Annotated in this window: 12 protein-coding genes and 1 pseudogene; 3 read left to right on the top strand and 10 right to left on the bottom strand. The window is 36.1% G+C overall.

All coding sequences use genetic code 11. From position 1 onward, the window contains the following. Nucleotide 1: 1 nt before the first annotated feature. From WCV66_RS14780 to WCV66_RS14765, 4 genes are all read right to left on the bottom strand, one after another. Complete coding sequence (locus tag WCV66_RS14780; RefSeq protein ID WP_338785875.1) at nt 2-898, bottom strand: FAD binding domain-containing protein; 897 nt, start codon at nt 896-898, stop codon at nt 2-4. Nucleotides 899-997: 99 nt separating this feature from the next. Further along, complete coding sequence (locus tag WCV66_RS14775; protein WP_338785874.1) at nt 998-1,624, bottom strand: nucleotidyltransferase family protein; 627 nt, start codon at nt 1,622-1,624, stop codon at nt 998-1,000. Further along, nucleotides 1,621-2,634: an XdhC family protein gene (locus tag WCV66_RS14770; protein ID WP_338785873.1), complete on the bottom strand. Its 1,014-nt coding sequence runs from the start codon at nt 2,632-2,634 to the stop codon at nt 1,621-1,623. Before WCV66_RS14770 ends, WCV66_RS14775 begins: the two co-directional genes overlap by 4 nt. A gap of 30 nt (nt 2,635-2,664) precedes the next feature. Further along, nucleotides 2,665-4,011, bottom strand: a complete 1,347-nt coding sequence (locus tag WCV66_RS14765; protein WP_338785872.1) for a 5'-deoxyadenosine deaminase — start codon at nt 4,009-4,011, stop codon at nt 2,665-2,667. Nucleotides 4,012-4,534: 523 nt separating this feature from the next. On the opposite strand from WCV66_RS14765, the pseudogene WCV66_RS14760 reads away from it, so the two are divergent. Together WCV66_RS14760 and WCV66_RS14755 are read left to right on the top strand one after the other, a co-directional pair. Next, a pseudogene (locus WCV66_RS14760) lies at nt 4,535-4,762 on the top strand (LysR family transcriptional regulator); the annotation flags it as partial. A 187-nt stretch (nt 4,763-4,949) separates the two neighbouring features. Beyond that, complete coding sequence (locus WCV66_RS14755) at nt 4,950-6,713, top strand: Rieske (2Fe-2S) protein (RefSeq protein ID WP_338785870.1); 1,764 nt, start codon at nt 4,950-4,952, stop codon at nt 6,711-6,713. A 329-nt stretch (nt 6,714-7,042) separates the two neighbouring features. Here the strand turns inward: WCV66_RS14755 and WCV66_RS14750 are convergent, their stop codons facing one another. The 5 genes from WCV66_RS14750 to WCV66_RS14730 form a co-directional block, all read right to left on the bottom strand. Then, nucleotides 7,043-7,729, bottom strand: coding sequence for a DUF4405 domain-containing protein (locus tag WCV66_RS14750; RefSeq protein WP_338785869.1), 687 nt, complete (start codon nt 7,727-7,729; stop codon nt 7,043-7,045). Nucleotides 7,730-7,816: 87 nt separating this feature from the next. Then, nucleotides 7,817-8,560, bottom strand: coding sequence for a cytochrome P460 family protein (locus WCV66_RS14745; protein ID WP_338785868.1), 744 nt, complete (start codon nt 8,558-8,560; stop codon nt 7,817-7,819). 708 nt (nt 8,561-9,268) lie between these two features. Then, entirely contained in the window at nt 9,269-9,709 is a 441-nt protein-coding gene (locus tag WCV66_RS14740) for a hypothetical protein (RefSeq protein ID WP_338785867.1), read from the bottom strand. An 82-nt stretch (nt 9,710-9,791) separates the two neighbouring features. Beyond that, nucleotides 9,792-11,135, bottom strand: coding sequence for an ATP-binding protein (locus WCV66_RS14735; protein WP_338785866.1), 1,344 nt, complete (start codon nt 11,133-11,135; stop codon nt 9,792-9,794). A gap of 6 nt (nt 11,136-11,141) precedes the next feature. Beyond that, nucleotides 11,142-11,849, bottom strand: coding sequence for a response regulator transcription factor (locus tag WCV66_RS14730; RefSeq protein WP_338789457.1), 708 nt, complete (start codon nt 11,847-11,849; stop codon nt 11,142-11,144). 401 nt (nt 11,850-12,250) lie between these two features. On the opposite strand from WCV66_RS14730, the gene WCV66_RS14725 reads away from it, so the two are divergent. After that, nucleotides 12,251-13,159, top strand: coding sequence for a LysR family transcriptional regulator (locus WCV66_RS14725; protein WP_338785865.1), 909 nt, complete (start codon nt 12,251-12,253; stop codon nt 13,157-13,159). A gap of 402 nt (nt 13,160-13,561) precedes the next feature. Here WCV66_RS14725 and WCV66_RS14720 read toward each other — a convergent pair whose 3' ends face one another. Continuing rightward, nucleotides 13,562-14,269 (bottom strand): SDR family oxidoreductase, encoded by a 708-nt coding sequence (locus WCV66_RS14720; RefSeq protein WP_338785864.1) that lies wholly within the window; start codon nt 14,267-14,269, stop codon nt 13,562-13,564. Nucleotides 14,270-14,319 lie beyond the last annotated feature (50 nt).

Here is a 14,319-nt window from a genome sequence, read left to right as displayed (position 1 = left end):
CTCATCCTTCCTTATCACAAAAAATGTTCATTAATTCAGCAACAAGTAAATTTGCTGCTACCTGCTTGCGATATGTCTCCGTTATAAAAGGATCAGAGTAGGAATTGATTTCATCAACAATTTCTAGGTAAAGAGATCTTAGTAAATTATCATCAAAATCATTTGTTTCTAATATTTTTTCAACTACAATTAGTCGACAAGGATCATTGTTACCACCACCGACAGCGATTCGAATATACTCCAATCGCTTAGCACTTATTCGCCTCCATTGCGCACAAATTGTTACCAAAGCTGGTGTAAACGCTTCTCTTCTTCCCACTTTCTTAAAAAAGGCTTGTTCTCCCTTCTTTTGACACGGAATACGAATTAATAGCAATAGATAGTTAAGGTGTGGTGTATCCTTTAGTAAGCTAAGCAATCCCCATAATTTTATAACCTTTGTTTCGTTTTGAATTCTTATAGTCAATTCAGCATCTAAAACAAGCAGAGCAGGAATGGAATCACCGATACCACTCGCAATATTCCCACCAAGTGTTGCCCGATTTCGGACAGCAGGCGCTGCAATCTTTTTACATGCCTCAACAAGTAATTGTGCATGTTCATTGATAATTGGATTTTCTATACATTCAGAAATTGTCGTTAGTGCACCTATTTCTACGAATGAAGAATCCCCTCGCTCAATATACTCTATCCCTTTTAACTCTGTAATTGGTTCTAAGTTTATTAATGTCGTTGAAAGCGGTTGGCCAGCTTCCCAATTAAGCTGGATAAGTGTTCCTCCTGCGATAAAAACACCACCTAATTCTCTCAACCTCATCGCATCCTGAATGAGACGTGGATGTTCAACTAAAATATCTGATTTCGTTATATCAGCCATCTCATTTTTCACCGTGATCACCTATCCCTCCTGAAATGTCCTTAAGTGAATGACTAAAAAATCGACTAAAGCATAATTAGGGATAAGCACAAGTAAGGAGAACTTCTAGCTATGAGTAGCTTAAGAAATTTTATTAGAGTTTCTTAAATAGAAAGACCTTGCATATTCATAATCCTCTACTGTATCTATATCGAATAGCTGATCTGAATTTACCTCAATGCTCGTTCCTGTTAAAGTACCATTCTTCAACAAACTACGCGCTCCTTCATCACCACGAATTGTCATGATCTTAGCAAGTGCTTTAAGATTAAATATTATCGGTGGCTTCAATACCCCACCAACAGCAGATGCAACATAATCGTGTTCATTTCTCGCTTCATTGATTAATCGATTAATCAATCCAGATGTTACAAATGGTTGATCTGCAAGAAAGACAACAATAGACTCTGCACCTAATTGTAAAGCACGCCTTATACCCGCCTTAAGTGAAAAAGATTGACCTAAATGCGCTTGTAAACTTACGATATTTTCCCATTTATTTGGATAAGCGTGGAGATCATCTGCAGAATTAAGCCATACTGCATTAAAATCATTTGTCACAACTAAAAAATGATCAATATTTGATTGCATAATCTCTTTCAACGCAATTGTACCGAGAGGTTTTACTGATAATGGTAAAGATAATTTACATTTTCCCATTCGCTTACTACTACCTGCAGCAAGATAAATCCCAATGATGTTCTTCATAAAGCAACCGCCAACCTCCTTGCTTTATTTTGAATGAGCTCAGCCATAATACTTATCGCTATCTCTTGAGGCCCTTCTGCTCCGATTGCTAAACCAACAGGAAAATGAATCCACTCAGGAATCCTTATACCCTTTAAAAGTTTTTCCGCACGAACCTTTGAACCTAAAATTCCTAAATATGCAATTTTCTTTCCAAGCAATAATTGGATAAGTTGATGATCTTTTTCATAATTATGGGTCATCAAAACAATTGAATCAGAAGTAGAAAAGGAAATGGATTGAGCAAATTCAGAAGGTGAAGCAATGTACGTTTTATAAACAAATGGAAAATAAATTTCGTTACAAAAGGCGGGTCGCCAATCAACAACAATCACTTGAAAACCTGTAAGATGTGCTAGTTGCGCGAGAGGAATCACATCCACTCCAGCTCCATATATAAAAAGCCTTGGTCTTGCCATAATCTTCTGTATATAATACAAATTTTGATCTCTTTGCAGCAATTGAGTACTTTCATCCGGAGGAAAGGTTGGCCGTTGACCATGCCATTGACCAAAAAATCCCCCCTCTGCCGTAAAAAAAAGGTACTCCATTACTTTGCCCTGCATCGAGATTCTTTTTGCATATGTTACATCAACACCACGGTTAACAAGTTCCCTTACTTTCTTTAAATCTTCTTTAAGAAGCGATGTAACCGGCTCTACCAAAACCTTTATAATCCCATTACAGCCAGCACCCTGTCCCCATGACAAGTCATCTTCATCCGTGAGGTCATATGTAACAATTGTTGAGTTCGGATTCGGATCATATAAGAAATCATTTACTCGTGCAAATAGGTCTTGCTCAAGACACCCTCCACTTAAAAGCCCTACTTGCTTACCATTCTCTTGAAACAACATCAACGCTCCAGCCCTTTGATATGCTGAGCCTTGAACATCAATAATTGTTGCTAAAACACTTTTACAAGAAGAATCACAAACCGTATCGAGTATTTCATATATGTCCGTACGCATGTTTTACCCCCCTCTCATCATCTATTTCTATTATCTGATCGTAAAGTTCCCCTTAGGCAATCTGTTTAATAAACGTTTAATCGCTTTATTTGCTTCCTTTAAAACGACCGATTTATCAATCGTCTTTATGATTCGATTTTCCATAACCACTTTTCCATTAATTATCGTCGTTTCCACATCACCTCTTGTAGCTGAATAGACGATTCTTGAAATAGGATCGACATCTGTTGATGGGTATGTATGGAAATTATTTAAATCCAAAATAACAACATCTGCTTTTTTCCCAACCTCTAAGCTACCAATCTCTTTTTCTAATCCCATCGCTGCTGCTCCACCCATTGTCGCCATACGGAAAACCTTTTTAGCATCCATTGCTGTTGGACCATGAATTGGTTTTTGAATAAGAGCTGTTAATCGCATTTCATTAAACATATCCAAATTATTGTTACATGGAGCTCCATCTGCACCAAGACTTAAACATATTCCTTTATCGTGCATATCAGGTGTTTCAGCAATACCTGAGGCAAGCTTTAAGTTTGAACCAGGACAATGACTAACCTTCACACCTTTCTCGCGAATAATCCGTTTTTCATTGTCATCCAACCATATACAATGAGCTAAAATTAACCTAGGGCTCGCTAAGCCTAGATGATCTAAATAAACGACATTTCTCATCCCACGTTCATTTTCGACAATTTCAATTTCTTTTAAATTTTCTGAAGCATGAGTATGAACCATCACTTGATATTGATTAGATAAATCCCTCACCTCAGTTAACAAATCTTCAGTACATGAAATGACAAATCTAGGTGAAAAAGCGTATTGAATACGACCATTATCGTAATTGTTCCATTTTTCCAACAAGTCAACACTTTCTTGAATCGATTCATTTGTTTTTTCTAATAGATTAACAGGAACATTGTCCCCTTGATCCATCATTACTTTCCCTGCTAGAGCTCGGATTCCACTTTCTTCAATAGCTCTAAACGCAAAATCTGTATGGCGAACCGTTTCCATATCGATGATTGATGTTGTACCACTTTGAATAAGCTCTCCAATACCTAACATCGCAGAATAGTAGATAGATTCTTCATCATGTGCAGCTTCAAGTGGCCATATCCTCTTAGATAACCAGTCTAAAAGCTCTAAATCATCACCCTGACCTCTAAATAATGTTTGACAAAGATGAATATGACTTTGAATGAATCCAGGAATAATTGTCTTACCTGTTGCATCTATGATTCTATCAGGCAATATCCCTTCAATACATTTAGAGATCTGCGCAATTCTATCATCTTCTATCAAAAGATCACCATAAACAATATCTGTCTGTTCATTCATTGTAATAATTTCTGCATTTTTTATTAGTATTTGCATTACTCTTCCCCCTTTCGACTGAATCAACACTCTCCAATATCCCCTATGTTACTTTTAATCACAACGTTTGTTAGTTATATTTATCATAATAACAATTTTCTTATTTGTCATTGTGCATAAACGATAAATCCCTTCCTGAAATTTGGATATAATCCATAAAATCTCATCATATAAACTTATGGAAACGTTAGATTTTCTTACACATTCATCCAGATGGATAGCACCTTTACTAAGTTTATTAATTTCTATAAAAAAAAGACTAAACTCAAAATGAGTTAGCCTTATTAAATGATGGAATTTACAACGTTTGCGAAAACAGCCTAAATTTTATTATCTTCTAGGTTTTCATAAAAGAAATCCAATTACGTGCTCATTTAAGAGCCGAAAAGATTGCTGATAAGCCTGAAACAATTATTAATAATAGTGTCAATTTGTTAAACAATTCTTGCCCTACTTTATTACCTATTTTAATACCTATGATTGTTCCTAAAATTAAAGCAGGTGAAAACGATAAGCTATATGCGCAGAAGAAATCGTTGATATGGTCAATAAATTAGGTGTTGAATTTAGTTCTATGGTAGAAACAAGTGGTGATGTCTATATAGGTGGGGGAAACAGACGCCATGAGACAGTTTGCACGGGTAGTAAAAGATTTACAATTACCTTATCCAAATATACGGTATCAGCTGTACAGCGGAAACTCAGACGATGTGAATGAACGGCTTGATAAGGTTTGCTTGATTTTGGTATTTAACCCCCCTTTTTTTACCGGTTTTTCTTAACAAGTATCAGACTTTTGGGTGAGATAAGTCTCAACTTATGAAGGATTACTTCATCCCATCTTTAATATAAAATAGTAGATAACAGTTTTTGTAAGCCCTCAATTTATCCTTATTTAGAGGGTCTATTGAACTCTATTTTACGGGAGAGTGATACTTATGTCAGAATTAATTTATGCAGGTTCATTAAAGAAACTTGAAGATGTAGGTGCAAAGGTAATAAAAGGTGGAAGTCATGCAATTGCAATATTTGTTCACGAAAAACAAGTCTATGCGGTTGATAACCGTTGTCCTCATATGGGCTTCCCCCTCCATACAGGAAGCTTATGTGATGGGATTTTAACGTGTCACTGGCACCATGCTCGCTTTGATATAAAAAGCGGTGGAACCTTGGATCCATGGGCAGATGATGTCCCTACTTACCCTGTCGAGATTAAGGAAGATGAGGTTTGGGTACATCCTGTTCCTTATAATAAAGTAACAATCGAAAAATTAAGGCAGCGATTACGTGAAGGTCTTGAGCAAAATTTAAGTCTTGTCATCGCTAAATCGGTTGTCGGATTGATGGAAGCTGGTTTTCCAGCGACTGAGATTGCAAAGGTTGGTATCGACTTCGGAACGAAACATCATCAAAGCGGCTGGGGCTCTGGTTTGACAATTTTAACAGCGATGACAAATGTATTGCCTAAATTAGATAAAACTGGTCAGATTTTAGCATTGTTCCAAGGTCTCTTTCATGTTTCACGCGAAAGTTCTGGAATGGGAACACGCTTTTTACTCGGGTCCCTTCCTGTCACAGATGAAATGAATACCCAATCATTTGAACAATTAGCAGAATGGTATCGTCATTGTGTGGAAGTTCGTGATCCACAGGGAGCTGAACGAGTACTCTTGACGACGATTGAATTAGACTTCACAAACGAGCAGATTGCTGACATGATGATGACAGCAATCACGGATCATTTTTATGTAAATACAGGGCATACGCTCGATTTTCATAATAAAGCATTCGAGATTCTCGAGCAGATTGGTTTTGAGCACCGACCATATGTATTATCATCATTGTTACCTGGTCTCGGTAATGTATCCCGTAGTGAAGAATCTCATAGCTGGCAATCACCTGTTGACTTGGTCAAACCATTAATAGAAGCGTTTAAAAAATTACCTGATATTCTTGCTAATGCATCATCAATAGAGGAAACTGAAGTGGATGAAGCAGCATTGGTTGAACAAATTTTATCAGATGATGCTTTAATAACGGTAAATATGATGTTGGATGCACTTAGAAATGGAGTCTCCCCTGCCCGTTTGGCCCAGCTCGTAGCTTTGGCGGCCGCGGAACGGATTTCCCGTTTCCATGTACAAAATGATTTCAGAGATTGGATTACCGTACTTCATACTTTTACACACGCGCATGCATTACATGAATCGTTAAGGCGCTCAACCACACCTGAATTAACCCGAGCTGTTTTCCATGGAGCAATGAGTGTCTATCAAGATCGTTTTCTCAATTTACCATCTGCACGAAGACCGGAACCAAAGGATGTAGAAGCTGAACCGCAAAATCCTTCAGAATTATTGGAGATGATGAATAAACAACAGCAGGTTGCAGAATCAGCACGTTGGGTAGTGAATTACCTGGCACGCGGAGGTAATAAGAGTGAACTCTTCAATACACTCGGGCACGCTTTACTAAGAGAGGATGCAGAGTTTCATTCGTTTCAAATGTTTGAAGCGGTGATGGTCGAACATGAACATTGGGAAATTGAGGATTCCGAGCTTGCTAGTCATGCAAGGGAAACGTTGATCATTGCAGTAACACGTTATCTAGCAGGCCATGCCCCAACTGCTAGAGAAATGCCACATACAGCAAGGATTGCAATGCGCCTCCACCGCGGAGAAAAATTATTTGAAGATGAATGATTTATAGAAAAGTGAAAATGTATGTACAATCTCGCTTGATTCGTTTCAAGCGGGATTGTCTTTTTAATACCTACAACCGCTTATGTTTACCAACTAATGTAGCAGGGTCTTGAGATAAACTCCTTTAATATACATCACCAGCTGTTGCATAAATTAGCTTTATCTTTTTCACATAAATTCCTTTTCTTTTTAACTCTTCAATTATGGTCAATTGTTTTCATTAATATCTCCTTTAAGAACTAATATAATAATGCACTTTTTCATTCTGTCATTGGACTTACCTATTACTTCAAATAATACATTTATTATGCCTCACTATTAAATCTAATTCAGTTTTTTTGAACTGTTCTTTTTTCTTGCTTCTGAATAAATTTCAAAGCATAATGTGTTCCAACAACATAGATTCCCATGATAGATAGGTGGTCAATTAAAAACCTTATAGTGGAATCATCATTGAACCATCCAAATGGATTGTAAATGAATAGCTTAGAACCCATTTCTCCCTCGAAGGAAGAATGGACCCCGTAGGCAACAATTAGTACAGCTAAGATACGCAGCGCAATGGTGCGAATACGGCTAGTACCGGTGATTCCCGTCATCCTCCGTACTGAATTGATAATCATTCCCCATGATAATCCTATGTGTACTGCCATGATGATAAATCCCCAATAGGCTGACTGAACATGTATTTGCCGGAAGATCATGTCATTATTTACAGGTATAAAGGGAAATATATCACTGGATATTAATATTCCACATATCATCATCACAACCATTGCTACTAGAAAAAGCAGATTGAGTCCGATTTGCAGAATACGCCGAAAATTATGCTTTCCCTTTAAAATCGCTTTATACCAACGTCGATTAAAAAAATTATGGGCGATAAATAATACAAGTACCACAACTCCAACAACTTCATGGATCATATTTCCGGTAATATAGTAAGCCATTGCTATTAACATGAGAACTGTCATAACAAGGTCATTAACAAGCCTGAATAACATCGTACGATTCAACGTATTTTCCTCTTTCTATATTAATTTATCACTGCATTATGTTCCAATAGTGAACCAATAAACTATCTTTTTATGGGAACACACCCATTAGCTTTTAAATTGCTGTAAATACATATTCAAAAGAACATCCTCAATTATTTTCGTTTTTTCCTCCCCATCTATTAAACTACTTACTCCTTTGTTTGCATCCTTAGAATTAATCATATGGGCAGATATCTCACTTACCTTCCATTCCTCTGTATGGATAGCAGCAATTGGGGTTTCTGTACTGCTGTTTTGTGATTGTGAAATCTCTTCCAATTCAAACTCTTTCATTCGACCTAACGAATTTATATATTGATCCCTTTCCTGATTTGCGTGGCAGGTATAGCATCGTCCAATAGCTGGTCCACCAATACCATCTTCCATCACTTCTCTGTCAGGAGTAAATGCCTGGAATTCCCATTCCCCATTACGCTCCTCAGGCGAGTACTGAGAACCCCAGCCGGTACGTTTTTCCATCACTAAATAATGCTCAAGCTCTCCATCTCGAAAACCTTCGAGAGTGACAACGGTGCCGCTCGGAAGCTCCTCTCCGTTCTGCACTGCTTCAATTGCTTCCCTACTATTTACATAGATGTTTTCATGAATATCTCCTCGATCGTAAGTGGCAAACACAATTCCCTCTTCAAGGTCTTCAGGAAATTTAACAAGATGAGCCCCAGAACCAATCTCAGCAAATTCTTGATTTTGTTGGGAATTTTCCATAGTTTTTTCATTATTATTGTTGTTGCAAGCAGTAAGGGTGAGGGCTAGCAGTAATGCAAGAATTTTAATTAATCGTGACTTCATATCGTTTCTACCTCCAAGGCAATATATTTTCTACAGTTATGAATTCAATTAAATTTTTATAAAATATCGGGAAATTAAGATTAAGTTAATGGACTGACTAGATAGTCATTTATAATACCCTTGCCTCTTTAAACCTTGTTCTTTTTTATTTTTTCTTACTCCAGCTATCAACCTGCCAACTTCAAAAGGAACATTCATAATAAAATTGAATTGGCAATAACAAACTAATCGTATTTATTTTTGTTTTACAGAATCATTAAGAACTCATCCTTTTTAATATTTTCAAAGGCTGTTTTCGCAAACTTAGTTGCTATTTTCCAAGTGGTGCGGAGGTTGATTTCCGCTCCAGATGCTCGCTTTCCGCGGGGCGGGCAGTGAGCTTCCTCGGCGTAAACGCCTGTGGGGTCTTACCTGTCCCGATGCAACCGCAGGAGTCTCGCACTTCCGCTACAATCAACTTGAATCATTTTTGTTTAAAAGGAACAATCTCTTAGAAAAGAGCCTTTTCAAATATTAATCTTAAATTTATATATTGTAGATTTCTGTATTTCCTCCTTTGGATAACCCTTATTAAAGTTTAAGTATTTTAAATTAGAAAGAAATTAAAGAAAGATTAGAAAAGGATTAGAGTTTGTATGAAATCAAAAAAGGAAGAGCCCTATGATTCCGGAAGCTCTTCCTTTCACTGTTCAGATCTTGATCGTATATTCAAGTCTTCTTTGCTTTCATTCCTTTTACTGGACACTCTGAACTAATGCTAGCTAAGTAAGTGTTACTCTTGACTATTTTTCCATCTTCTTTTTCTACAGAAACTAAAGAGCCTATCTCTTCGTTTTCAATGTTTACAGAATTTACAGAAGCTACCTGTTCAATTTGGTTTAAATACAAGATCTCTCCCGAATAAGCATCTACTTTTAGCGAATATACTCTATTCTGACCATGCAAATCTATAACGTACATTTTATTTTCTGCTATTTTATTTAACTTTATATCTTTGATATCTCCTAGGTATTTTGTTTGAATGCTTTTTTTTATTTCTGCAGATGTTAACATCTTTTTGTCTCTATCTACAACTATTTGATGGACTTCAACAATAATGGACAAAACGATTAGAAATATGAAAAGGAAAACAATTTTTTTGGGATTCATACAGTTTCACCTTTTAAGAGATTTTTTTAGTAAAAATGCCATTTTTCCTTAAGCACAATAAAATGAATGAAAAACGATTTGGTTATATCGGTAAAATTACAGTAAACCTTGTTCCCTCTCCCTCTTTGCTAACAACACTTATGCTTCCTTCATGAGAATCCACAATCTGTTTTGCGATTGATAAACCTAGCCCAGTTCCCCCAGTTTCCCGATGTCTGGCTTTATCCACCCGGTAGAAGCGATCAAATATATGTGCGATATCTTCTTTTGGTATGCCAATGCCATAATCCTTTACAGTGAAAAAAACGTGATCTTTCTCATATCCAACATTAAGTTCAACTGGTAATGTGCTATATTTTAAGGCATTATCAAGCATGATAAACAATAGTTGCTTCATTTTTTGCATATCTGCATTTCCTATAACTCTATCGAATGGAGTACAAACAGAAATATGTCGGCCATAAGCATTTTTCATCAATTTGCTTGTCTCTTTACTGAGTGAAACAAAGTCTACTTTTTTTATATCTAAATTCCATTCTCCATCATGATTTGCAAGCATGAGCATTTGCTTTGTCATTTCTTGCATTCTGACGGCTTCTGAATAGATTGCATCTACAGATTCTTCTAATAGAGTCTGATCTTTCATCCCCCATCGTTTCAGCATGCTTGCATTGCTTTCAATAACAGTAAGCGGTGTTTTTAATTCATGGGAAGCATCAGAAACGAATTGCTGTTGTTTTTCAAAGTTTTTTGCTAAGATATCCATCATCTTATTAAACGTACTACCTAATTTGTATAATTCATCTTTTGATTGTGTTTTTAACTCAAGCTTTTTAAATATGCTCTTTCGTTGAATTTCCTCCATCGTTTCAATCATTGAATTGATTGGTTTTAAAATAATGTTGCTTAACATTCTGCCGGCTAAAAATGAAGGAATCAGAACAATAAGTGAAGCGACAGTTAATACAAGTTTCAAGATTTTTAAACTTTCATATGCAGATGCCAAACTTGCTGTAACTTCTATCATCATAATATTTCCGTTGTGCCATATGATTGGAAAATTCGAAACAGCATATTGAATTCCATTAATTGATTTCAACTCAACTGTTTGTGAGTTATTAAATGTTGGTTTAAATTTTGTTAATTTTTCATCCTCCGTAATAGTAATAATGGCATGTGACTCTTCATTCACCACCCGAATCATTCCATTCAATGGTAATCGAGAATTCAAAATTTCATGTATATACTTCTCGTTAGTAACAGGTTTCAATACAGCAGCAATATTCTCAGACTGTAACTGAACGTGATTTAATTTATCGTTCGTAGTTATTGAGTAAAATAAAAAATAAATGGATGTATTAATCGCAATGCTAATCAATAGCACTGAAACAGTTAAATACAAATGGATTTTCTTTCGGATATTCATAAAACATTACTCCTTTATGACATATCCAATTCCACGCACTGTATGGATAAGCGGAGAATGAAAGGAATCATCAACTTTCTTACGCAAGTACCTAATATATACATCTACGACGTTTGTCTCTCCATAGTAATCAAAGCCCCAAACACGCGTTAAAATCTGCTCTCGGTTTAGTACTTGGTTTTGATGCTGTATCAGATAAACAAGTAAATCAAATTCTCGAGGGGTTAATTCAATATTCTTGGAATTACGTGTTACTATTCGTGTTTTTATATCAACTTTTAAATCTGCCACTGTTACTATTTGTTCGTCTTCATTTTTCTCCATCATTTGGTTTATTCGAAAACAAGCACGAATTCTTGCCAACAATTCCTCAATTTGAAATGGTTTTGTAATGTAATCATTCGCTCCATGATCAAGCCCGATTACTTTATCATGAATAGAATCCTTTGCTGTTAATAAAATAATAGGTGTTATATCTCCTGAATCCCTAATTCTTCGAAGTACTTCCATTCCGTTTAACTTAGGCATCATAATATCCAGTAATAAAAGGTTCCATTGTTCATTACTAAATTTTTGTAGCCCTATTATTCCGTTTTCGGCTGTTTCAACCTTGTATCCTTCATGTTCAAGCTCTAATTTTATGATTCTCGCAATATTTGCTTCATCTTCAATAATTAATACTTTTTTAGGTGCAGGTTCAAAATCTACTATCATTTTCTTTGAGATAGTAAGATCTTTTAAATTTGACATGTAAGTTCCTCCTTTCTTTTATAATTTCTTAAGTTTAGCTATATTTTCTAACTTCAAAAAATAAGGTTAATAGGTTCATATTTTGAAATTCTTCTTAATAGGAACAAAATGCTCTTAAATACTTTTTACAAAAGGAGAATTGTACTACAAGAAAATGTTAATTAAAAATGATGGCCAGTTGGTGATCACAGAAGAAGATGCTCTGATTATTAAGAATATCCGTGTGAAGAACCATATTGCCTCCGTTGTTATTTATTCTATCGTGCTTTTCGCGTATAGCAAATGCTTATATCTTATATCAAGATATGCTTGATGGGTATTTCTGAAACGTATATACTGAAACATTATGAAGGAGGAGTGATGATATGGAATTTAGAGTTTTACGATATTTTCTTGCTGTTGCAAGAGAAGGAAGCTTGACGGGTGCCGCTAATTTATTACATGTGACACAGCCAACCTTGTCAAGACAATTAAAAGACCTTGAACAAGAGTTAAGAAAAAAACTATTTATTCGCAGTAGTCACAGTGTCATTCTTACAGATGAAGGAATGCTCCTGCGAAAGAGAGCAGAAGAAATCGTTGATATGATCGATAAATTAGAGGCAGAATTTAGTTCCATGGAAGAAACAATAAGTGGTGATGTCTATATTGGTGGTGGGGAAACAGACGCTATGAGACAGATTGCACGGGTAGTAAAAGAATTACAGTTAAGTTATCCAAATATCCGGTATCACCTCTACAGCGGAAACGAAGACGATGTGACGGAACGGCTTGACAAAGGATTGCTTGACTTTGGTATTTTAATTCAACCAGCTGATTTATCCAAATACAATTATATCGATATCCCAGCTAAAGATGTTTGGGGCGTTGTTATGAGGAAAGACAGTCCTCTTGCTTTCAAAGATACCATTCAAGTAGTGGATTTATTAAATGTTCCGGTAATCTGTTCACGGCAGGCTCTGAAACAGACATTTTCTAAAAATGAATTTGCGGATTGGTTTGGTGAAGATTTTAATAAAATAAATGTTGTGACTACATACAATCTTGCCTATAATGCTGCCATTATGGTTGATGAGGGTATTGGTTATGCAATAACCCTTGATAAAATAGTGAATACGTCTAGTGATAGTAACCTTTGTTTTCGACCACTAGAGCCAAGACTTGAATCTGGCTTAACTATTGTTTGGAAAAAGCATCATGTTTTTTCCGCTGCTGCTGATATGTTTTTAAAAGAAATTCAGGCGAAATTTTCAAATTCTTTATCAGATGTATAGGAAAATTTCAAAAAACATATTATGAATAATGTATTCCTCGAAGAAGCCACCATAAGTTACTTGGATTTTTGACCAGCACATCAATGCGTCCAAATCAGGGCACTGCCACCTTGACAGCAGCCTCTGCTTTGACATAGTAAGATAAACCAACATCTGCCTGAAAATTATAAATAGAACCAAGATGCGTTCAATAGTTAAATTAATCGAAATTGTGGAATATATTTAGGAAAAAGGAAAATATACCTAGTATAAAACACTAGGTATATTTTCCTTTTTCTATTTAATATAGAATTAACTTTTGAATCTTTTCACTTGAACTATCCTGTTTAAGTACAAGAGTCAAGGTGTCATCTATGGAGCTGTACCTATATCATACTGATGCACGTGAATAACTACTAATGTTTACCAAGGGATTTGTTTTCCATCTTTAAAGAACCCGCCAGAAGGTCCTTCAGGTCCTATCGTCGCTAACCAAAGGATAGACTCAGCAGCTTGCTTAGGGGTTCTTAGAGCCGATGGTCCACCCATATCTGAGCTTACCCATCCCGGATCGACGGCGTTTATTTTAATATCTTCCTTGATTTCTGCTGCTACCAATCGTGTCAATCCATTTAGGGCAAATTTAGACAACTTATAAGCGCCTACTCCTTGATATGACATTTCGCTCATCGCTCCATATTCTGAGGAAACATTAATAATCCTCCCAAAGCCTTGTTTTACCATGAGGGGAATAAAGGAACGGATCACATGGTAAACTCCAAAGAAATTAGTTGCCATTGTTTTTTCGAGAATGCAAGGGTCCATAGCCAATAACTTTTCATTCTCATCTAAATACACGCCTGCATTATTAATCAATACGTCTACTCTTCCATACTTCTCATTTATTGCAACCGCAGCTTGATGGATGCTTTCTTGACTGGCGACATCCATCTCTACACACGAAACATCCAAATCAAACTCCTTAAGTTTTTGCACAGCTTCATAACCCATTTCTGGATCCCGACTTGCCAAAATCACCTTAAAACCATTCAAAGCTAATTGTTTGGCCAGTTCATATCCAATTCCTCGATTCCCGCCAGTTACAAGCGCAACTTGTTTATCGTGTGACATTTTACTCCCCCATTTCTCGTTCTTTGATTGAGTGGCATTTAAAAATCATA

This window comes from Metabacillus rhizosphaerae, assembly GCF_037201795.1.
Taxonomy (GTDB): domain Bacteria; phylum Bacillota; class Bacilli; order Bacillales; family Bacillaceae; genus Metabacillus; species Metabacillus rhizosphaerae.
Note: the sequence above shows the minus strand (reverse complement) of the source record. Positions and strands in the feature narration are given on the sequence as shown.

Excerpts from the sequence above, each read along its gene's own strand:
- WCV66_RS14735 (WP_338785866.1), bottom strand. The coding sequence starts at position 11,135 with ATGAATATCCGAAAGAAAATCCATTTGTATTTAACTGTTTCAGTGCTA.
- WCV66_RS14720 (WP_338785864.1), bottom strand. The coding sequence starts at position 14,269 with ATGTCACACGATAAACAAGTTGCGCTTGTAACTGGCGGGAATCGAGGA.
- WCV66_RS14765 (WP_338785872.1), bottom strand. The coding sequence starts at position 4,011 with ATGCAAATACTAATAAAAAATGCAGAAATTATTACAATGAATGAACAG.
- WCV66_RS14775 (WP_338785874.1), bottom strand. The coding sequence starts at position 1,624 with ATGAAGAACATCATTGGGATTTATCTTGCTGCAGGTAGTAGTAAGCGA.
- WCV66_RS14755 (WP_338785870.1), top strand. The coding sequence starts at position 4,950 with ATGTCAGAATTAATTTATGCAGGTTCATTAAAGAAACTTGAAGATGTA.
- WCV66_RS14770 (WP_338785873.1), bottom strand. The coding sequence starts at position 2,634 with ATGCGTACGGACATATATGAAATACTCGATACGGTTTGTGATTCTTCT.
- WCV66_RS14725 (WP_338785865.1), top strand. The coding sequence starts at position 12,251 with ATGGAATTTAGAGTTTTACGATATTTTCTTGCTGTTGCAAGAGAAGGA.
- WCV66_RS14745 (WP_338785868.1), bottom strand. The coding sequence starts at position 8,560 with ATGAAGTCACGATTAATTAAAATTCTTGCATTACTGCTAGCCCTCACC.
- WCV66_RS14740 (WP_338785867.1), bottom strand. The coding sequence starts at position 9,709 with ATGAATCCCAAAAAAATTGTTTTCCTTTTCATATTTCTAATCGTTTTG.
- WCV66_RS14730 (WP_338789457.1), bottom strand. The coding sequence starts at position 11,849 with ATGATAGTAGATTTTGAACCTGCACCTAAAAAAGTATTAATTATTGAA.